This is a genomic window from Shinella sp. NM-101, assembly GCF_021401195.1.
Lineage (GTDB): Bacteria > Pseudomonadota > Alphaproteobacteria > Rhizobiales > Rhizobiaceae > Shinella.
Map to the genome: position 1 here is coordinate 287,642 of NZ_JACBFT010000003.1, position 19,571 is coordinate 307,212.

A 19,571-nucleotide genomic window follows, 5' to 3' on the forward strand; every position below is an offset into this window, starting at 1 on the left:
TCCTTGCGGCGCGCGGATGCTATCGCAGCCGCAAAGACGCGGGAGAGACGCCGATGACCACAGAACTCACCATCCGCCGGCCCGATGACTGGCACCTGCACCTGCGCGACGGGGCCATGCTGGAAGGCGTGATCGCCGACACCAGCCGCCATTTCGCCCGCGCCATCATCATGCCGAACCTCGTGCCGCCGGTCGTCACCACGGCGGACGCGGCCGCCTACCGCGACCGCATCCGCGCCGCGGTGCCGAAGGGCGACCGGTTCGAGCCGCTGATGACGCTCTACCTCACCGAGCACACCGATCCCGACGACGTGGAAGCCGGCTACAAAAGCGGCCTGATCCGTGCGGTAAAACTCTATCCGGCCGGCGCGACGACCAATTCCCATGGCGGCGTGCGCGACATGGACAAGGCGATGCCGGTGCTGGAGCGAATGGCGAAGATCGGCCTGACGCTCTGCGTGCACGGCGAGGTCACGACGCCCGAGGTCGATATCTTCGACCGCGAGGCCGTGTTCATCGAGACGGTGCTGGACCCGCTGCGCAGGCGCCTGCCCGAGCTGCGCGTCACCATGGAGCATGTGACGACGCGGAACGGCATCGACTACATCAGGGCGGCGAAGGACAACCTCGCCGGCTCGATCACCACCCATCACCTGATCATCAACCGCAACGCCATCCTCGTCGGCGGTATCAAGCCGCATTACTACTGCCTGCCCGTCGCCAAGCGCGAGGAGCACCGGCTGGCGCTGCGCGCCGCCGCGACCTCCGGCGACAGGCGCTTCTTCCTCGGCACGGACAGCGCGCCGCATGTCGATCCGTTGAAGGAATGCGCCTGCGGCTGCGCCGGCATCTACACCTCGATCAACACGATGAGCTGCCTTGCCCATGTCTTCGAGGAGGAGGGCGCGCTCGACAGGCTCGAAGCCTTCGCCTCGCTGAACGGCCCGGCTTGGTACGGCCTGCCGGTAAACGAGGAGACGATCCGCCTCGTCAGGCGGGAGGCGCCCGTGTCCTTCCCCGCGAAGATCGAGACGGGCGCGGGGCCGGTGACGGTGTTCGACCCGATGTTCCCGCTGCACTGGGACGTCGCCTGAGAAGCCGCCGGGCACGCACGGCACCGAAAGATCAGATGAAGGGCCGCAATCCGCCCCGCAGCCCTTCCCAGTCGGCCAGCGCCAGCAGGCCGTCCTCGTCGAGGATTTCGCAGCCCCTGTCGTGCCAGCGCATCAGCTTGCGGTCGGCAAGCTTGCGCAGCGTCTTGTTCGTATGGACGAGCGAGAGGCCGAGCGTGTCGGCGACATGCTGCTGGGTGATGGGAATGACGCGCCGGCCGCCGTTGAGGCCCACCGAATGGGCGCGCTGGTGGATGAAGGAGAGCAGGTAGGCGGTGCGCTCCAGCGCCGTGCGCCGGCCGACGCTGAGCAGGTGCTCGTCGAGGATGCGTTCCTCATGCGCGGCGATCCAGGTGACGTCGTAGGCCAGCGAGGCATGGCGCTCGAAAAGCTTCTCCAGCTTCGATCGCTCGAAGACGCAGAGCGTCACCGGCGTCAGGGCTTCGACCGAGTGGTCCATCTCGTCCATCAGGCTGCCCTGGAGACCGACGAGATCGCCGGGCAGGACGTAGTTCATGATCTGCCGGCGCCCGTCCGGCAGCAGCTTGTAGCGGAAGGCCCAGCCGGAGAGCAGGGTGAAGAGATGGGCGCTGTGCATGCCCTCGACGAGGATCGTCGCGCCGCGCTCGATCGACAGTTCGCCGCTCTTGAACTGCGCGACGAATTCGAGCTCCTTGGCGGAAAAGTCCCGGAACGTGGAAAGGCTTCGCAACGGACATTGCTGGCAGGGCGTGCGCCATTTCGAATGCTGGTTGGCCGTGGTGCCGCTCGCCATCTGACCTCCGTGTCTTCGGCCAGGACCGGCTGGCTTGGCTGGCGTGGACAATGCGCCGCATCCGCAATTGTTCCCCGCGCGTTCGCACTATGTCTTTTTTAAATGACGCCTGCCGGCCCCGGCCTCACAGTCCCGCCTCCCGAATCGTCCTTCGCGGCGATTTCACATGGATGAGGAGTGCGGCACCATGGAACCTTCTATTCCGCACATCTTGATTGCCGAGCGCGAGTTCCTGATCGCGCTCGATGCGGAATATCTGATCAAGTCGGCATTGGAATGCCGCATTACGCTGCTGCGGCCCGAGCAGGTGGACCTGTGGGATGCGGCCGCGCTGGCGGATGTCGATCTGTGCCTGCTCGACGTGCCGCTCGGCCTGGCCGAGATCGCCCCGCGGATCGCGCGGCTGATCGCCGAGCGCGTGCCCCTGCTTTTCACCACCGTCTGCGAAGTCCACCGCGACGGTGTCGAGGGGTTCGAGATCATACCGGTCGTCACGAAGCCCTACGAGGGCGAGACGCTGGTCGCCCTCGTGAAGCAAAGGTTGCGGCGCGGCCCGACGCCGCCCGGGCAGGCCGGTCAGAACTGACGGCCGAGCCTGGCGTCGACGGAGTGGCTGTTGGCGCCGCGGACCGCGAAGAAGAAGAGGATGAGCATCCAGAGGATGGACTTCTCCGCGCCCATCACGCCCTCGCCCTGCACGATGCCGTGGAAATAGACGGTGACGGCGAGCACGATCGTCGCCGCGAAGGCGGCCGGGCGGGTGAAGAGGCCGATCGCGATCAGGATGCCGCCGAAGAATTCGGTGGCGGCAAGCAGCGGCGACCAGAAGGCACCGGGATAGAAGCCGAGGCTCTCGACCATGCCGCTGGCGCCGAAGGGGTCGAGGATCTTGCCGTAGCCGTGGCTGACGAGAAGCAGGCCGGTCACGACGCGCAGGATCGTTTCCGCGCTTTCATGCAGCGCCGAATAGAGGCCGCCCAGCGAGGGAATGATCAGGCGGGGACGGTTGGGGGCAAGCTCGGTCATCGATGCTCCTGTCGGAATGTTGCGTTCCGTCTCCTGTGTTTCAGGAATCGGGAGGCCGCAAGGCGTCCGGCGACAAAACATGATGAAATGAGTTGACATTTCCGTGAGCCGGCCGCGATCCGGCGCGTGCCAAACCGCGGCGCCTGCTATATGCTTCGCCTCGACAAGGGAGGTCGCCATGTCCGGGCAAAAGCCGCGCGTTTCCATTCTCTACTGCACCCAGTGCAACTGGCTGCTCCGCGCCGGCTGGATGGCGCAGGAGCTTTTGTCGACCTTTTCCGATGCGCTCGGGGAAGTGGCGCTCATTCCCGGCACCGGCGGCAATTTCGAGATCCGCGTCGGCGAGGCGCTCGTGTGGGAGCGCAAGCGCGATGGCGGTTTTCCCGGTCCCAAGGAGTTGAAGCAGCGGGTGCGCGACATAATCGAGCCCGGCCGCGATCTCGGCCATACCGACAGGGCGGGCGAACCTGCCGGCTGAGACGCGAACGGCGGGCAAGCCCGCCGCCGCCATGATGGCCGTAAGGTCGCCCGGCCTATCGGTAGGGCGAGTAGCAGAGCCGGTAGATGCCGCCGCCGGCATGGTAGCGGTTCGTGCCGGGATCGTAGGTGCGGTAGCGGTTGAGGCACCAGCGCACATGCGCGCTCCGCCCGCCGCCATAGTAGCGCGGCTGCTCATAGCGCGGATGCTCATAGCGTGGTTGCACGTAGCGCGGACGATAGTAGCGGCGCTCGTAGCCGTAATACGGCCGGTAGTGGCGCCGCTGATAATAGGGGCGGTCCCAGCCGCAGTCATAGCCGATGCAGAAATCCACCTGCGCCTTGGTGACGTCGCTCCTCGTCTGAAGCTTCATGTCCGGCACGGCGAGCGGGACGGCCTCGGCCGCCCCCAGGGGCGCAACTGCGGAGGCGATGCCCATCGCGCACCCAAAAACGAGATTACGAATCTTCGACATGTGATCCTCACTGTTCCTGGCGGGATATTTCCCTGACACGTCCCTGCTTTGCATTACGTTCACGCATTTTGTTTTATTGATGGTCGCAACCGCGCCTGGGCGGGATGTAGCGCCGGATTCTCGATCCGCAAGAGGCATGAGGGGACAGCATGAGCCTGAAATTCGGAACCAGCGGCCTGCGCGGCCTTTCGGTGGATCTGGAGGGGCCGGCGAGCGCGCTCTATGCCACGGCCTTCGCGCGCCATCTCCTTTCGGCGGGCCTCGCGCAGCCGGGCGACGAGATCCTGATCGGCCGCGACTTCCGCGCCTCGAGCCCCGCGATCTCGGCCATCGCCATCGCCGCGCTGCGCAAGGCGGGCCTTGCCCCGCGCGATTGCGGCGAACTGCCCACCCCGGCGCTTGCGCTGCTCTGCCTCCGCCGCAAGGCAGCCTGCCTGATGGTGACGGGCTCGCACATTCCCGCCGACCGCAACGGCATCAAGTTCTACCGCCCGGACGGCGAGATCGACAAGGCGGACGAAGCCGCCATCACCGCCGCCGCGGACGCGCTCGGCGCCGAGGGCGTGGTCTTCGACGGCGCGCAGGAGGAGGCAGACGGTCTCCACGAAGCGGCCATGGCACTCTACGGCGAGCGCAACCGCGCGCTCCTGCCGGCGGGCAGCCTTTCCGGCCTGCGGATCGGCGTCTACCAGCATTCGACGGTGGCGCGCGATCTCTTCGTCTCGGTGCTCGCCCATTACGGCGCGGACGTGGTCGCGCTCGGCCGCTCGCAGACCTTCATCCCCGTGGACACGGAAGCCGTCTCGCCCGAGACCGTCGCGCTGCTGCAGGGCTGGGCCGTCCAGCACGGCCTGCACGCCATCGTCTCGGCCGACGGCGACGGCGACCGGCCGCTCATCACCGACGAGACCGGCACGCCGATCCGCGGCGATCTCGTCGGCCTCGTCGCCAGCCGCTTCCTCGGCGCGACGGCCGTCGCGACGCCCGTCACGTCCAATTCCGGCATCGAGGCGGCGGTCGCCGGCAGCGTGCTGCGCACCAGGGTCGGCTCGCCCTATGTCATCGCCGCGATGAACGAGGCCGTCGCCGCCGGCGAAACGGCCGTCGCGGGCTTCGAGGCGAACGGCGGCACGCTGACGGCGACACGCTTCACGGTGAACGGTGCGGCGCTCGCGCCGCTGCCGACCCGCGACAGCCTGATGCCGGTGCTGGCCGTGCTGGCGCTGGCGGCGGCGGAGCGGCCGCTCTCGCAGGTCGTCGCGGACTTCTCCCTTCCGGCCGCCGCGAGCGACCGGCTGGAGAACTTCCCGGTCGAGACGAGCGCCGCGCTGATGGCCGAACTGCGCTCGGGCGCCGGCCGCCTGGCCGCCTTCCTCGCGCCCATCGGCGTGCCGCAGAAGACGAGCGATGTCGACGGGCTGCGCGTGACGCTGGAAGACGGGAGCGTCATCCATTTCCGCCCCTCCGGCAACGCGCCGGAAATGCGCTGCTACGTGGAGGCCGCCGACGAGGCCGCGGCCGCACAACTGCTGGAGGCCGGCCTCGAACGCATTCGCGAATGGGCGATGAGCCGCTGACGGCCGCATTGGGGCGTCTGCCGCCGCCGCGCACTTTCGCCCGCCATGCGCTTTTCGCCAAGCTGTTGCGAAAACTTCAAAAAGCCTGTTGACACCGGCGGGCGCTCCTTCTACATGCCTCTCCGTCGCCCAGATGGCGGAATTGGTAGACGCGCCAGCTTCAGGTGCTGGTACTCGAAAGGGTGTGGAGGTTCGAGTCCTCTTCTGGGCACCAAATTCCCGTTCCGGACTTTCCGGAACATGCCAAAAAAAGCCCGGCCTTGCCGGGCTTTTTTGTTGCCTGCGGACAGCGTCATCCCGCTTCTTTTCCGGCAAGACAGAATCTTCCGGCTGCGCCCTTGCGTGATCGGCGCGATCGGCACATAAGCCTAGAAAATAATCATCTGCCTTCTTCTTATCAGGATTATCGTGGCCCCATCGCAGCACGATGCCCGGAAAACGGGCATTCTGTCCAAATTTCGGCTGTTTACCCCCATTCTGGCCGGCGCCACGCTCAAGGAGCGCCTGATCGGCTGCCTCGGGGCCCTCATCGGCATCTGCATCACCGGTCTCGTCTGCGGCCTCGTCATGGGCAACGATGCGCATCTTCCGCTGATCGTCGCGCCCATCGGCGCTTCGGCCGTCCTGCTCTTCGCGGTACCGGCAAGCCCGCTCGCCCAGCCCTGGTCGATCGTCGGCGGCAACACGATCTCCGCCTTCGTCGGCGTCGCGGTGCTGACGCTCGTGCGCGATCCCGCCATCGCCATCGGCCTTGCCGTGGCGCTTGCCATCCTCGCCATGTCGCTCACACGCTCGCTGCATCCGCCGGGCGGCGCCGCCGCGCTCACCGCCGTCATCGGCGGGGCCGCCGTCACGCGCGCCGGCTTCTGGTTCCCGCTCGTGCCGGTCGCGATCAATTCGCTCATCCTCGTCGGCGTCGGCATGCTGTTCCATCGGCTCGCCGGCCGGCAGTATCCGCACCTGCAGTCGGTCGCCCCGGTCAATGCGCACAACACGGCCGACCCGCCGCCCGCCTTCCGCGTCGGCTTCAACACGCAGGACATCGACGCGGCCATCGAAAGCCTCAACGAGACGCTCGACATCAGCCGCGCCGACCTCGACACGCTGCTTCGGCAGGTCGAGCTCCAGGCGCTGCTGCGCGAACGCGGGGATCTCACCTGCGCCGACATCATGTCGCGCGACGTCGTGACGATCCAGCTTGGTGCAAGCGCGGACGAGGCGCGGGCGCTGCTGCTCGGCCACGATATCCGCACGCTGCCGGTGCTCGACGGCGAGAGGCTGCTGGGCACGGTGGGCCTGCGCGAGCTTGCCGCCATGGCGCCGTCCGCCCCCCTTCCCGTTTCCGAGGCGGCGACCGTGCGGCCCGCCGACCCGGCGATCGGTCTCCTGCCGCGCCTGACGGACGGCACGATCCATGCCGTGGTGGTGCTCGACGAGGCGAACCGCGTCGCCGGCATCATCTCCCAGACCGATCTTCTGGCCACGCTCGCACGAAGCCTTTCCCGGACCGGTATGGCCGGCCTGATGGGCGGCCACGGGCAGGGTATCTGAAAATGCCCGGACGATGTCATCCGGCCGGCCGGCGCCAGACCGGCCGCCCCATCCAGGAAATGTGAGACCGAGAGACGAAAGGAGTGTCGCCATGGCGACTGTCGATGAGAAGCTTGAACCCATCCTTGCCCAGGTGCTGCAGCGCAACCCGGCGGAGCCGGAGTTCCACCAGGCGGTGCGCGAGGTGCTGGAAAGCCTCGGGCAGGTCGTCTCCAAGCATCCCGGCTACCTGGCGGACGCGCTGATCGAGCGCATCTGCGAGCCGGAACGCCAGATCATCTTCCGCGTGCCGTGGGTCGACGACAAGGGCCAGGTGCAGATCAACCGCGGCTTCCGCGTGCAGTTCAACTCGGCGCTCGGTCCCTACAAGGGCGGCCTTCGCTTCCATCCCTCCGTCAATCTCGGCATCATCAAGTTCCTCGGCTTCGAGCAGATCTTCAAGAACGCGCTGACGGGCCTGCCGATCGGCGGCGGCAAGGGCGGCTCGGACTTCGACCCGAAGGGCAAGTCCGACCTCGAGATCATGCGCTTCTGCCAGTCCTTCATGACCGAGCTGCACCGCCACCTCGGCGAGTACACCGACGTGCCCGCCGGCGACATCGGCGTCAGCGGCCGCGAGATCGGCTGGATGTTCGGCCAGTACAAGCGCCTGACCAACCGCTTCGAAGCCGGCGTCTTCACCGGCAAGGGCCTCAGCTACGGCGGCTCGCTGGTGCGCAAGGAAGCGACCGGCTACGGCGCGGTCTACTTCACCCAGGCCATGCTCTCCACGAAGGGCACGGATTTCTCCGGCAAGCGCGTCACCGTCTCCGGCTCGGGCAATGTCGCGATCTACGCCATGGAACAGGCCATCGCCTATGGCGCCAGGGTCGTCGCCTGCTCGGACAGCAGCGGCTACATCCTCGACGAGGAGGGCATCGACCTCGATCTCGTCAAGGAGATCAAGGAAGTGCGCCGCGAACGCTTGTCCGAATATGCCCGTGCGAAGAAGGGCTCGCATTTCATTGCCACCGGCAAGGGGTCGATCTGGGACGTGCCCTGCGATGTCGCGCTGCCCTGCGCCACGCAGAACGAGCTTACCGGCAAGGATGCCCGCACGCTGATCAAGAACGGCGTCATCGCCGTCGCCGAGGGCGCCAACATGCCCTCGACGCCCGAAGCCGTGCGCGCCTTCCAGGAGACGGGCGTGCTTTTCGGCCCCGGCAAGGCGGCCAATGCCGGCGGCGTCGCCACCTCCGCGCTGGAAATGCAGCAGAACGCCAGCCGCGATAGCTGGAGCTTCGAACAGACCCGCGAGCGGCTCGGCCAGATCATGGCGGGCATCCATGACCGTTGCGCCGGGACGGCCGAGGAATACGGCGCCAAGGGCAACTACGTGCTCGGCGCCAACATTGCCGGCTTCATCCGCGTGGCGGAGGCGATGCGCGCCCAGGGCGTGATCTGATCGTCCTTTCGCTTCAGGCCACCGACGGCCCCGGACCCGGTCCGGGGCCGTTCTCGTTGGCGGCGACGAAGGCCCGCCCGTCGAGGCCGCCGGCCACCAGCCGGAACGTCGGCCGGGCTTCGGATGCCGGTTCTTCCGTCGCGGCCTTCGCCGCGGCCGGCTGGAACAGCACCTTTTCCAGGACGATCCAGTCGCTCCGTCCCTCCGGCCGGTCGAAGCGCAGCGATTCGCCCTCGCGCAGCCCCAGCAGGGCAAGGCCGTAGAACGTCGTGACCGGCAGGAAGGCGCTGCCGGGCGCGTAGGTGCCGGGAAGGCAGAGGGTGCGGCTGTCGGTCAGCCCGCTCGCGCAGCGGAAGGCGACGCGCGCATCGACCGTCGCCAGCCCAGCCGGTATCGGCGCGCCGAGCGGCAGGCGTGCCGTCGAAAGCTTGCGCCTGAGAAGCGCCAGCCATTCCTCCGTCAGCGGCGGCCAGCCGTTCAGCAGCTTCTCCAGCACGTAGCTGTCGCGCGCCGTGAGCATCCCGGGATCCCGTCTCATCGTCATTCTCCATCCTGCCCGCCGTTTCGGGCGGGGCTTGCAAGGTTCGTGGTGGAGAGGCCCCCTGGCCGCGCGTGCGGCGCAGGGGGTCACGATCCTGCGACGAGGCAGCCCCCGATGCGCCCGGACTGGGAGAAGGACAGGAATTTCATCACGCGGCCCTCAGGAGGCGCGGGCGGCATCCGGCGCGCCGGCGTGAACGGCGATGACGCTGAGGCGCCGCACCCGCCCGTCGCGCGCGGCCCATTCGATTGACTGGCCGGCCGAAAGGCCGAGGAGCGCCGCGCCGACCGGCGTCAGCACGGAAATGCGCTGGCGCGAGATGTCGGCATCGCCGGGGAAGACGAGCTCGGCGGTCTGCGGCGCCTCGTCGTCGATCTGGAATTCGGCGGTGGCGCCGATGCGCATGACGCCCGGCGCCATGCGGGCGTCATCGACGACCTTCGCCCGGTCGAGCTCGGTGGCAAGCTGCTCGGCGGCATGCGGATCGCGCTCGGCCAGCATGTCGGCAAGGTTGGAAAGGCGCGCGTATTCGGAACGGGCGATCGTGATGGCGGGCAGGCGAACGGCCTTGGTCTTGGTGGTCATGGCACTCTCGCGACATAGGTCTTGCGGCCCGAAGGGCACGCGGAAAATGGAAATGTGAGGGTCATGTCGCGCTGGTCTGGCGCGGTTCTCGTTTTTTCACGGAACCGCTATCGCCCCACGGCCGGGGCGCGACGCGACCAAGCCGGGGGCTAGTATCCTGCGAGAGGAAACAACCGTTTCAGAAATCGGGCAAGGTCGTGCGTGGTCATCATGCCCTTATGATGGGGTGAGCGGACGGGGAAAGTCAAGCCGCCCGGCGCCGATGCGGCCGAACGCCCCGTGCGACGCCGTGTCGATTTGACAGAAGCCAGATAGGCGCGGATAGCTCGTCGATCCCGAACGAGCGAGGCCCCGCGATGATCGAAGACCTTCTTGCCAGGAACAAGGCGTGGTCCGCCGAGCGCAAGGCGGAGAGGGCGGATTATTTCGAGCGCCTGACGCAATTGCAGCAGCCGGACTATCTGTGGATCGGCTGTTCCGACAGCCGCGTGCCGGCCAATGTGATCGCCGGGCTGGAGCCGGGCGAGGTCTTCGTCCATCGCAATGTCGCCAACCTCATCCATCCGGCCGATCTCAACATGCTCTCCGTGGTGGAATATGCAGTCCACCAGCTCGGCGTGAAGCACATCATCATCTGCGGGCACTATGGCTGCGGCGGCATCCGCGCGGCGGTCAGCGGCGAGCGCTTCGGGCTGATCGACCATTGGCTGCAGCCGGTGCGCGACGTGGCGGACCGCCGCTTCGAATGCCGCGAATGCGAGGGGTGGAGCGATGCCGACCTCGACCGGCTCTGCGAGGCCTCGATCGCCGCGCAGGTCGAGCGCCTCGCCCGCACGCCGACCCTGCAGGCGGCCTGGCAGGCGGGCCGCGACGTTTCGATCCACGGCTGGGTCTACGGCCTGAAGGACGGCCTGCTTTCCGATCTTCAGTGCACGGTGAGCGGCAGGCGGAAGGGCTGAGCCATGGCCGTGCAGATCAAGCGTGTCTATGACGAACCGGGGCCTGACGACGGTCAGCGCATCCTCGTCGACCGCCTCTGGCCGCGCGGCATCTCGAAGGAGAAGGCGGCGCTCGATGACTGGATGAAGGACATCGCGCCGACGCCCGCCCTGCGCAAATGGTTCGACCACAGGCCCGAACGCTGGGTGGAATTCCGGAAACGCTACCGCGAGGAGCTACGGGAAAACCCTGCGGTGGAAGCGCTGCGCGAGCGGGTCGCCGCGGGAACGGTCACGCTGCTCTACGGTTCGCGCGACCGGCAATACAACCACGCCGCCGTGCTTGCCGACTTCCTGGCGAAGCCGGCATAGCGCTTTCCGGTTGACTGCAAGAATCTTGTAGTCAAACCGCAATAGAATTCATTTGTCACAAGTACGTATCGCCGCCATTTTCACGATTGTGAAAGAGGAGCAGCATCGATGCCCGAGCGGACGGCGAACGAGGTTCAACCGCAGACCGTCGCCGCGGCCCATGGCGTGGCCGACGATACGGCCTTCGGTGCCATCGCGCCGCCGCTCTATCTCTCCAGCACCTACCAGTTCGCCGATTTCGACACGCCGCGCGCCTATGACTATGGCCGCGTCGGCAACCCGACGCGCGACCTTCTGGCCGAAGCGATCGCGAAGCTGGAAGGCGGCGCGGGCGCGGTGCTGACGCCGAGCGGCATGGCCGCCGTCGATCTCCTGGTGGGGCGGCTTCCCGTCGGCAGCCTGGTGCTGGCGCCGCACGATTGCTACGGCGGCACGATGCGGCTCCTGAAGGCGCGCGCCGGGCTCGGCCAGATCCGGCTGCGGCTGGTCGACCAGTCCGACATGGAAGCCTTCAGGACGCGGCTCTGGGACCATCCGGCGCTGGTGCTGATCGAGACGCCGAGCAATCCGCTGATGCGCGTCGTGGATATCGCGGCCCTTTCCGCCTTCGCCAGGGCGGCGGGCGCACGCGTCGCCGTCGACAACACTTTCCTGTCGCCGGCCCTTCAGAAGCCGCTGTCGCTCGGCGCGGATTACGTGCTGCATTCGACGACGAAGTTCCTCAACGGCCATTCCGACGTCATCGCCGGCGCGGTGATCGCCGCGGATGCTGGGGAGGCCCGGGCGCTACGCCACTGGGCCAATGTCACCGGGGCCATCGCCGCGCCCTTCGATTCCTGGCTGACCCTGCGCGGCCTTCGCACCCTTTTCGCCCGCATGGCGGGGCAGGAGCGGAACGCGATGGCGATCGCCGAACGGCTGGTCGTCCATCCCGCCGTCGCTCGCGTGCACTATCCCGGCCTTGCCGGCCATCCCGATCACGCGCTTGCCGCAAGACAGCAGCAGGGTTTCGGTGCCATGATGAGCTTCGAACTTGCCGGCGGCGAGCCTGCGGTGCGGCGCTTCGTGCGGGCGGTCAGGATCTTCACGCTCGCCGAGTCGCTCGGCGGCGTCGAAAGCCTCGTGGCGCATCCGGCGACCATGACCCATGTCGACATGGGCGCCGACGCCCGCGCCCGGGCCGGCATAAGCGACGGGCTGCTGCGGCTTTCCGTCGGGCTCGAGCATGTCGATGATCTGCTGGCCGGGCTCGATGCGGGCCTTTCGGCCTGCTGAGCAACCAGAAAGGGATGCAATGGCCGACGACGACATTCCCGGCACCTTCGCCTCGCCGGCCTGTTTCCTGCACGAGGTCGATCCGGCCTATTCCGGCCTGCCCGGACCGCTCGACCTGCAGGCATGGACGGATGTGAACCGTTGGCGCAAGGCCGAGCGGGAACGGCTGATCGCCGCGCGCCTCGACGTGCCCGCAGAGACGCGGGCAGGCTGGGCAGATGCCATCGCCGCCGGGGTGCTCGCGGAAATCGGCGATGTCGCGGGACGCGTCGTCAGCGCCTACTGGCCGTTTCGCGGCGAGCCGGATCTACGCCCTTTCCTGGAGGCGGTCGCCCGCCGGGGCGGGCGCACCGCGCTGCCGGTCGTGACCGGCAAGGGGCAACCGCTGGAGTTCCATCTCTGGCAGGCGGGCGAGGCGCTGTCGCGCGGCGTCTGGAACATCCCTGTTCCGGCGGAGAGCCGGCCGTGCCTGCCCGACATCGTGATCGCGCCCGTCGTCGGCTACGATCCGGCCGGCTACCGGCTCGGCTATGGCGGCGGCTTCTTCGACCGCACGCTTGCCGCCATGCCGGCGCGGCCCCGCGTCATCGGCATCGGCTACAGCGCCGCGAGGGTCCCGACGATCTATCCGCAGATGCACGACATCCCGATGGACCTGATCGTGACGGAGACCGGGACCGTCCGCCGTCAGGGAGACGTTTCCACGGTGCGCGCATTGACGTAGAGCGCCCTTCCGGCGAACCATCCGTTGATGGCGGCGCCGATGCCCAGCAGAACGATGAGCACCGCGCTCCAGCCGAAACTGCCCGTCCAGCCGCGGATGAGGCCGACGATCAGCGGGCCGATGGCGGCAAGCAGGTAGCCGACGCATTGCGCCATGCCGGAAAGATGCGCCGCCATGTGCGGATCGCGCGTGCGCAGCACGATCACGGTCATCGCCACCGCGATCAGCCCGCCCTGGCCGATGCCCTGCAGCACGGCCCAGAACCAGACGGTGGAGAGCGGCGCGAAGAGCAGGCCGAGAAGCGCGACGACGGCGAGGGCGCAGAGCGTGACGTTGATCACCCGCTGGTCCTTGCCGCGCACGGCAAGATGCGGCGCGACGAGGCAGGCGGCCGCCTGCACCATGACGGAGACGGAGACGATGGCGCCGGCGGTCACGCCGTCCAGCCCCCGTTCGCGCAGGATCGGCACCAGCCAGCCGAAGACGCAATAGGCGAGTGCCGATTGCAGGCCCATGAAGAGCGTGACGTGCCAGGCGAGCCGGTCGCGCCATAGGCCCTCCACGCGAAAGCCGGTGCGCTTGACCTGCCGGCGGCTGGCAAGGACCTGCGGCAGCCAGAGCAGCGCCACCAGCAGCGCCGGCAGCGCCCAGATCGCCAAGGCCCCGCCGAGCGAGCCGCCGAGCAGGTGTTCCACCGGCAGCGTCAGCCCCGCGGCGCTCGCCGCGCCCGCGCAGAGCGCCATCGTGTAGCAGCCGGTCATCAGCGCCGCCCGGTCCGGGAAGTCGCGCTTGACGAGGCCCGGCAGCAGCACGTTGCCGACGGCGATGCAGCCGCCGGCCAGCGCCGTGCCGAGAAAGAGCAGCGGAATGGAGGAAAGGCCGCGCAGCGCCGTGCCGAGCGCGAGGATGAGCACGACGCCGAGCAGGGTGCGCTCCGTGCCGTAGCGCTGGGCAAGGCGCGGGGCGAGCGGCGAGAACAGGCCAAGGCAGACGACGGGCAGCGTCGTCAGCAGGCTGGCGCCGGTCGGCGAAAGGCCGAGCAAGGCGCGGATCTCCGGCAGCAGCGCCGAGGCGCTGGAAAAGACCGGCCGCAGGTTGAAGGCAATCAGCACGAGGCTGGCGCCGAGCAGAATGCGCGCCGCCGTGCCGGGCGGGCGATGCGGTTCCGGTGCGGGCACGCTGTCGGCTTCGGCGTCGATCAGGTCGATGGAGCCGGGATCGTCGGGGAGGGGATGGGTCATGAGAGCAGCAACCGGTCGAGAGCGGAAAGGACGGGGGCCATGAAGCGGCGCACGGCGGCATCCGCCGCGTCGGGATCGCCGCTTTCGATGGCGTCGACGATGGCGGCGTGGGCCGCCATGTCGGGTTCGGGAAGGTCTGCGCGAAGGCTCGCCTCGATGGTTTCGGAGATCAGCGCGGAGAAGAAATCGTACATGCCGGCCAGCACCGCGTTCTGCGAGGCGGCGATCACGGCCTGGTGGAAGGCGAGGTCGCGGGCGATGAAGGCCGCCTTGTCGCCGCCCTCGTAGTTGCCGCGTTCGGCAAGGCGCGCGCGCAGTCCGGCGATCACGGCGGGTGTCCGGCGGAGAGCGGCAAGCCGCGCCGCCTCCGCATCGAGCGCGAGACGCGCCTCGAACTGGTCGCGCAGGCCCGCGCGGCGGGCCATGGTGAGCGGACGGGTGGTGTCGGCCGCGGAAAGCACATAGGTCCCGGAGCCCTGCCGGGTTTCGAGGATGCCTTGCGAAACGAGGACGCGCACAGCCTCGCGCACGGTGCCGCGGCTGACGGAGAGCATCGCCGAAAGCGTCGCCTCGTTCGGCAGCTTGTCGCCGACGGCCCAGCGGCTGCCGAGGATTTCGGCACGGATCGCCTCGGCCGCCGTGTCGGCGAGATTGGTCTTGCTCAGGGATTGCATGGATAATCACCAGATCATCTGATGACTTGGTGATTATCGCGATTGTGCGGAAAGGTCAAAGCCATTCTGCCTGTTCCGAAGTTTCCCTCTCCCCTCGCGGGTAGGGCAATGGTTTCCTTTCCTGAGCGATGGTCCGTCCGCCATGGACGCTGAGCTGCCGCCTATGGGATTGGGCGTTGCCGCTCTTCCCTTCTCCCCACGGGGAGAAGGTGGCCCGAAGGGTCGGATGAGGGGCATCTCGAATAAAACCGTTGATTTTTTCTGCCTCCGGCGTCCCCCTCATCCGCCTGCCGGCGCCTTCTCCCCGCGGGGGAGAAGGGAAGTGCGGCAACGTCGGGCTCGATAGGCGATAGCTCCGGGCATGGACGGGAGAAGCGGCGCCGGATTTATTTCCCGGCCGGCCGCGTCGGCCGTTACCGCTTGCGCGGCCAGGTGTCGGCGAGGCGGTAGCCGGCTGGCCACGGATCGTCGGGATCGAGCATCACCTGGCTGGTGCCGGTGATCCATGCGCGGCCGGAGATCTCCGGCACGATGGCCGGGCGGCCGCCGACGGTGGTCTCGCCGACGGTGCGGCAGTCGAAGCGCGAATCGATGATCGAATAGCCGGAGAAGGGTTGCCCGACCTTGATCTGGCCGCGGGCGTGCAGCACGGCCATGCGGGCCGAGCAGCCGGTGCCGGTGGGCGAGCGGTCGAGCTTGGCCGGCTGGATGACCACCGTGTTGCGGCCGTGCAGCGCGCCGTCGCGCTCTTCCACCGGCAGCGTGAGCTGGCAGAAGGAGATGTGGTTCCATTCCGGGTTTTCCGGATGGGTGAAGCCGAGCTGCTCGTTGGCCGCCTTCGTGATGCGGATGCCGGTCTCGGCCAGTTCCCGCGCCTCGTCCGGCGTCACGGCGAAACCGAGCGCGCGCGCATCGGCAAGGACGAAGCTGTCGCCGCCATAGGCGGTATCGACGGTCAGCGTGCCGAGGCCTTCCACTTCCAGCGTCGCATCCAGCCTGTCGGCGAAGGACGGGACGTTCGTCACGGTGATGCGCTCGGCCTTGCCGTTGCGGCAGGCGGCGACGACATCGACGAGGCCGCCCGGCGCCTCCAGCACCATGCGGGTCTCCGGCTCGACCATCGGCACGATGCCGCTGTCGAGCAGCACGGTGGAAACGCAGATCGAGTTGGAGCCGGACATCGGCGGCGTATCCTCCGGCTCCATGATGATGAAGCCCATCGTGGCGCGCGGGTCCTTCGGCGGCACGAGCAGGTTGATATGGCGGAAGACGCCGCCGCGCGGCTCATTCAGCACGAAGTTGCGGAGCGTCTTGTCCTCGGCGATGAAATTGCGCTGCTCCCAAAGCGTCCTGCCGGGCGGCGGCGCGACCCCGCCGACGATGACGTCGCCCACCTCGCCCTCGGCGTGGCAGGAGACGATGTGGATGACCTTGCTGCTGCGCATGGCTTTCTCTCCGGTTTCTGGCTGCTTCACCGCTGGCGCGGTGGCCCTTTCATAGAAAGATTGGATCCAATATACAATACGGCTTTCGCACGCGGCGGAGCCGCTCGGTTGCCCCGTTTGCGGTTTCGACCTATGACCATGGCCTGCATTATCAGGGGTTGGACGTGATGAGATTTGCCGCCGTCGATGTCAGGCAGGCCGCTTCCGCGGCCGACATCGTCTACGAGTCCCTGCGCAAGGCGATCATCGAGGGCGACATTGCCGAGGGCGAGAGCCTCAGGCAGGAAGAGATCGCGCGGATGTTCAATACCAGCCGTATCCCCGTGCGCGAGGCGCTGTCCCGGCTGGAGCAGCACGGCCTCATCACCACCCGGCGCTACAGGGGCGCCGTCGTCGCCGGCCTTTCCATCGAGGAGATCGCGGAGATCTTCGAGTTCCGCGCGCTGATCGAGGCCGAGGTCATGCGCCTTGCCGTGCCCAATCTCGACCGGGAGGCGCTGGACCGCGCGCGGCGCTATTGCGAGGCCTTCGACCGGGAAACGGACCCGCACCGCTGGGGCGAGATCAACCGGCATTTCCACACCACGCTCTACGAGGCCTCGCACCGCCCCTATCATCTGCATAATGTCGGCCTGTCGTTCGACCGCATCGACCGCTACCTGCGCGCCCAGCTCACCTTCACCCACGGCATGCCGCGGGCCGGCCGCGAGCACGAGGCGATCCTTGCGGCCTGCGAGAAGGGCGATGCGGACCTCGCCTCGCGACTGACCCGCGATCATGTTCTCGACGCCGGGCAATCGCTGATGACGTTCCTCCGGCAGCAGCGGACATGAGAAGGGCGGGTTTTCCCGCCCTTTCTTTTCGATCGGCGCCCGGAGCGGCTTGACGGCGCTTTCGTCAAAATGCCCACTTTAAGCGATTGATAGTGCAGGCATACAATTGTATTTCTTTTGTCGACAAGAGGATTTCCGATGACCGGTACCGATTCCAGTATCCTGCCCGAACGCAAGCGCGGCTCCGGCGTCAAAATGGTCTACGACCTTCTGCGCGACGAGATCCTCGACCTCAAGCTCGCCCCCGGCAGCCCGGTCGACGAGGTGCAGCTTGCCGAGCGGTTCAAGATGTCGCGAACGCCGATCCGGGAGGCGCTGGTCCGGCTTGCCGGCGAGGGGCTGATCGAGACGCTGCCGAACCGCTCGACCATGGTGTCGAACATCGATTTCCTCAACCTCCACACCCTCTTCGACGCGCTGGTTCTGATGTATCGCGTGACCACGCGGCTCGCAGCGCAGAACCATCGTGCGGAGGACCTCGCCGTCATCCGCGGTTTTCACGAGGATTATGCCAAGGCCGTCGAGGCGCGCGACATGCTGGCGATGATCGCGACCAATGCGACCTTCCATGCGGCCATCTCCGAGGCCGGCCGCAACCCGTATTTCACGAGCCTCTTCCGCCGGCTGCTCGACGAGGCGCGGCGCATCCTGCGCCTCTACTACCAGTCCTATCAGGAGCAGTTTCCGCGGCGCTTCGTGGACGAGCACGCGGCGATCGTCGCGGCGATCGAGGCGCGCGACATCGAGGAGGCCGACCGCCTCGGCAAGGCCCATGCCGAGCAGATCGTCACGCAGGTGCAGAAGCTCTTCAGCCGCGACGACCGGCTGGACATCCCGCTGTGATGCGTTGTATTTTTCTTGTCGACAAATAAAATACAAGTTGTTATACATTGCCGTGAGGGGAGGCTGAGGACATCCGCGCCGGCCGACCGCCCGAACCGCCCATAGGAGATCGACATGAAGGCCAAGATTTTTTCCGGTGTCATTCCCGCCCTGATGACCCCCTGCAAGGAAGACCGCACGCCGGACTTCGACCAGCTGGTCCGCAAGGGCAAGGAACTCAACGAGAAGGGCATGTCCGCCGTCGTCTATTGCGGTTCCATGGGTGACTGGCCGCTTCTGACGGACGAGCAGCGCATGGAGGGCGTCGAGCGCCTGGTCAAGGCCGGCATCCCGGTCATCGTCGGCACCGGCGCCGTCAACACCGCCTCGGCCGTCGCGCACGCCGCCCACGCCCAGAAGGTCGGCGCGCAGGGCCTCATGGTCATCCCGCGTGTCCTTTCCCGCGGCTCCGTCGTCGCCGCCCAGAAGAACCACTTCAAGGCCATCCTGTCGGCCGCCCCGGACCTGCCGGCCGTCATCTACAACAGCCCCTATTACGGCTTCGCCACCCGCGCCGACCTGTTCTTCGCCCTGCGCCAGGACCACAAGAACCTCGTCGGCTTCAAGGAATTCGGCGGCGCCGCCGACATGCGCTATGCGGCCGAGAACATCACCAGCCGCGACGACGACGTCTCGCTGATGATCGGCGTCGACACCTGCGTCTTCACCGGCTTTGTCGATTGCGGCGCCGTCGGTGCGATCACCGGCATCGGCTGCGTTCTGCCGAAGGAAGTGCTGCACATGTGCGCCCTCGCCCAGGGCGCCGCCAAGGGTGATGCGGATGCCCGCGCCCGCGCGCTGGAACTGGAATCGGCGCTCGCCGTCCTCTCGTCCTTCGACGAAGGCCCGGACCTCGTCCTCTACTTCAAGCACATGATGGTCCTGAAGGGCGACAAGGAATACACGCTGCACTTCAACGAAACCGACGCCCTCTCCGAGAGCCAGCGCGGCTACGTCGAATCCCAGCTCAAGCTCTTCGACACCTGGTATGCCGAATGGAGCAAGCTGCCGGGCGCCGTGCAGAAATACAAGGTCTGACGCCGCGTGCATCCTGATGAGAAAGGCTCTCCGCAAGGAGAGCCTTTTTGTTAGCGGAAGCGGCCATGCGAGATCGATCCCGCGGCGGAAACCCGCCCGTGGCTTGTCAATGAACATTGGACGGGGCGCCGGCGGTGCCTCATCTGAAGAGTTTTTACATGGCCCCTTCCGGTGCCCCGTTCGACGGTTTCTGCCCGTGACTTCGGTCTCTCTGGGAGGGTGGCTATCTATGGGAACAGTAGCGTGCTCCTCTTTCAAGGAAGCCATGCACGCCCTCAGGCTTACGGCGCCGCAGCCATGGCTGCCGGTCGGCACCGTCTTCCACTGCTTCGGGTAAGCCGGGCCTTTCGACCCTCGGACGTCACCCTGGCGCGACCCCACCCCTTTGTGTGCCACACAGGCACGCCCGCCGAGTTTATCAGGAGAAACAGCGGGATCGGCCCGACGCCCTGCTGCTTCCCCCGGATCGCCGGAGGGAGACCATTTTCCACGGACCCGGTGCATGAGATTTCGCGTCCTTCCCTCGATGCCCCGCGCCGACCCCGCCTCGCCGCAACGCCTTGCGGTGTATCCATGACGGGATGG

21 protein-coding genes and 1 tRNA gene are annotated in these 19,571 nt (G+C 67.4%); 14 read left to right on the forward strand and 8 right to left on the reverse strand.

What is annotated here, in order from left to right:
- Nucleotides 1-53 precede the first annotated feature (53 nt).
- Nucleotides 54-1,094 (forward strand): dihydroorotase, encoded by a 1,041-nt coding sequence (gene pyrC, locus L0976_RS08400; protein WP_234186910.1) that lies wholly within the window; start codon nucleotides 54-56, stop codon nucleotides 1,092-1,094.
- A 31-nt stretch (nucleotides 1,095-1,125) separates the two neighbouring features.
- Here pyrC and L0976_RS08405 read toward each other — a convergent pair whose 3' ends face one another.
- Nucleotides 1,126-1,887: a Crp/Fnr family transcriptional regulator gene (locus tag L0976_RS08405; RefSeq protein ID WP_203317184.1), complete on the reverse strand. Its 762-nt coding sequence runs from the start codon at nucleotides 1,885-1,887 to the stop codon at nucleotides 1,126-1,128.
- Nucleotides 1,888-2,074: 187 nt separating this feature from the next.
- Between L0976_RS08405 and L0976_RS08410 the strand changes: the two genes are divergently transcribed.
- Nucleotides 2,075-2,473 (forward strand): hypothetical protein, encoded by a 399-nt coding sequence (locus L0976_RS08410; RefSeq protein ID WP_203317185.1) that lies wholly within the window; start codon nucleotides 2,075-2,077, stop codon nucleotides 2,471-2,473.
- On the opposite strand, the gene L0976_RS08415 is transcribed toward L0976_RS08410, so the two are convergent.
- Nucleotides 2,464-2,913 carry a DoxX family protein gene (locus L0976_RS08415; protein ID WP_234186911.1) on the reverse strand — a complete coding sequence of 150 codons (450 nt, stop codon included), beginning with the start codon at nucleotides 2,911-2,913 and terminating at the stop codon, nucleotides 2,464-2,466. The genes L0976_RS08410 and L0976_RS08415 overlap by 10 nt on opposite strands.
- Before the next feature lie 178 nt (nucleotides 2,914-3,091).
- Between L0976_RS08415 and L0976_RS08420 the strand changes: the two genes are divergently transcribed.
- Nucleotides 3,092-3,391 carry a SelT/SelW/SelH family protein gene (locus L0976_RS08420; RefSeq protein WP_234186912.1) on the forward strand — a complete coding sequence of 100 codons (300 nt, stop codon included), beginning with the start codon at nucleotides 3,092-3,094 and terminating at the stop codon, nucleotides 3,389-3,391.
- A 55-nt stretch (nucleotides 3,392-3,446) separates the two neighbouring features.
- On the opposite strand, the gene L0976_RS08425 is transcribed toward L0976_RS08420, so the two are convergent.
- The gene (locus L0976_RS08425; RefSeq protein WP_234186913.1) at nucleotides 3,447-3,866 is read right to left on the reverse strand and encodes a BA14K family protein; all 420 of its coding nucleotides are present in this window, start codon (nucleotides 3,864-3,866) and stop codon (nucleotides 3,447-3,449) included.
- 149 nt (nucleotides 3,867-4,015) lie between these two features.
- Between L0976_RS08425 and L0976_RS08430 the strand changes: the two genes are divergently transcribed.
- The 4 genes from L0976_RS08430 (at nucleotide 4,016) to gdhA (ending at nucleotide 8,438) form a co-directional block, all read left to right on the forward strand.
- Nucleotides 4,016-5,443 carry a phosphomannomutase gene (locus tag L0976_RS08430; protein ID WP_234186914.1) on the forward strand — a complete coding sequence of 476 codons (1,428 nt, stop codon included), beginning with the start codon at nucleotides 4,016-4,018 and terminating at the stop codon, nucleotides 5,441-5,443.
- 127 nt (nucleotides 5,444-5,570) lie between these two features.
- Nucleotides 5,571-5,657 (forward strand) — tRNA-Leu (locus L0976_RS08435).
- Between the two features lie 188 nt (nucleotides 5,658-5,845).
- Nucleotides 5,846-6,994 (forward strand): HPP family protein, encoded by a 1,149-nt coding sequence (locus tag L0976_RS08440; RefSeq protein ID WP_203319890.1) that lies wholly within the window; start codon nucleotides 5,846-5,848, stop codon nucleotides 6,992-6,994.
- 91 nt (nucleotides 6,995-7,085) lie between these two features.
- A complete protein-coding gene (gdhA, locus tag L0976_RS08445; RefSeq protein WP_234186915.1) occupies nucleotides 7,086-8,438 on the forward strand; it encodes an NADP-specific glutamate dehydrogenase in 1,353 nt (450 codons plus the stop codon).
- A 13-nt stretch (nucleotides 8,439-8,451) separates the two neighbouring features.
- Here gdhA and L0976_RS08450 read toward each other — a convergent pair whose 3' ends face one another.
- Nucleotides 8,452-8,982, reverse strand: coding sequence for a hypothetical protein (locus tag L0976_RS08450; protein ID WP_234186916.1), 531 nt, complete (start codon nucleotides 8,980-8,982; stop codon nucleotides 8,452-8,454).
- Nucleotides 8,983-9,138: 156 nt separating this feature from the next.
- Nucleotides 9,139-9,564: a nucleoside diphosphate kinase regulator gene (gene rnk / locus L0976_RS08455; RefSeq protein ID WP_203317192.1), complete on the reverse strand. Its 426-nt coding sequence runs from the start codon at nucleotides 9,562-9,564 to the stop codon at nucleotides 9,139-9,141.
- A 332-nt stretch (nucleotides 9,565-9,896) separates the two neighbouring features.
- On the opposite strand from rnk, the gene L0976_RS08460 reads away from it, so the two are divergent.
- From L0976_RS08460 to L0976_RS08475, 4 genes are all read left to right on the forward strand, one after another.
- Complete coding sequence (locus L0976_RS08460; RefSeq protein WP_370643617.1) at nucleotides 9,897-10,523, forward strand: carbonic anhydrase; 627 nt, start codon at nucleotides 9,897-9,899, stop codon at nucleotides 10,521-10,523.
- Between the two features lie 3 nt (nucleotides 10,524-10,526).
- The gene (locus L0976_RS08465; protein WP_234186918.1) at nucleotides 10,527-10,874 is read left to right on the forward strand and encodes a DUF488 domain-containing protein; all 348 of its coding nucleotides are present in this window, start codon (nucleotides 10,527-10,529) and stop codon (nucleotides 10,872-10,874) included.
- 108 nt (nucleotides 10,875-10,982) lie between these two features.
- Entirely contained in the window at nucleotides 10,983-12,149 is a 1,167-nt protein-coding gene (metB, locus tag L0976_RS08470) for a cystathionine gamma-synthase (protein ID WP_234186919.1), read from the forward strand.
- Between the two features lie 19 nt (nucleotides 12,150-12,168).
- The gene (locus L0976_RS08475) at nucleotides 12,169-12,873 is read left to right on the forward strand and encodes a 5-formyltetrahydrofolate cyclo-ligase (RefSeq protein WP_234186920.1); all 705 of its coding nucleotides are present in this window, start codon (nucleotides 12,169-12,171) and stop codon (nucleotides 12,871-12,873) included.
- On the opposite strand, the gene L0976_RS08480 is transcribed toward L0976_RS08475, so the two are convergent.
- The 3 genes from L0976_RS08480 to L0976_RS08490 all read right to left on the reverse strand — a co-directional run bounded on the left by L0976_RS08480 (nucleotide 12,837) and on the right by L0976_RS08490 (nucleotide 16,233).
- Complete coding sequence (locus L0976_RS08480) at nucleotides 12,837-14,114, reverse strand: MFS transporter (RefSeq protein ID WP_234186921.1); 1,278 nt, start codon at nucleotides 14,112-14,114, stop codon at nucleotides 12,837-12,839. The two genes, L0976_RS08475 and L0976_RS08480, sit on opposite strands and share 37 nt — an antisense overlap.
- Complete coding sequence (locus L0976_RS08485; protein ID WP_234186922.1) at nucleotides 14,111-14,788, reverse strand: FadR/GntR family transcriptional regulator; 678 nt, start codon at nucleotides 14,786-14,788, stop codon at nucleotides 14,111-14,113. Before L0976_RS08485 ends, L0976_RS08480 begins: the two co-directional genes overlap by 4 nt.
- A gap of 413 nt (nucleotides 14,789-15,201) precedes the next feature.
- Complete coding sequence (locus tag L0976_RS08490; protein ID WP_234186923.1) at nucleotides 15,202-16,233, reverse strand: proline racemase family protein; 1,032 nt, start codon at nucleotides 16,231-16,233, stop codon at nucleotides 15,202-15,204.
- A 167-nt stretch (nucleotides 16,234-16,400) separates the two neighbouring features.
- Here L0976_RS08490 and L0976_RS08495 point away from each other — a divergent pair, with 167 nt between their 5' ends.
- From L0976_RS08495 to L0976_RS08505, 3 genes are all read left to right on the forward strand, one after another.
- Nucleotides 16,401-17,066 carry a GntR family transcriptional regulator gene (locus L0976_RS08495; protein WP_203319891.1) on the forward strand — a complete coding sequence of 222 codons (666 nt, stop codon included), beginning with the start codon at nucleotides 16,401-16,403 and terminating at the stop codon, nucleotides 17,064-17,066.
- A gap of 138 nt (nucleotides 17,067-17,204) precedes the next feature.
- The gene (locus L0976_RS08500; protein WP_234186924.1) at nucleotides 17,205-17,909 is read left to right on the forward strand and encodes a GntR family transcriptional regulator; all 705 of its coding nucleotides are present in this window, start codon (nucleotides 17,205-17,207) and stop codon (nucleotides 17,907-17,909) included.
- Nucleotides 17,910-18,023: 114 nt separating this feature from the next.
- Nucleotides 18,024-18,986 (forward strand): dihydrodipicolinate synthase family protein, encoded by a 963-nt coding sequence (locus L0976_RS08505; protein ID WP_234186925.1) that lies wholly within the window; start codon nucleotides 18,024-18,026, stop codon nucleotides 18,984-18,986.
- Nucleotides 18,987-19,571: the final 585 nt, after the last annotated feature.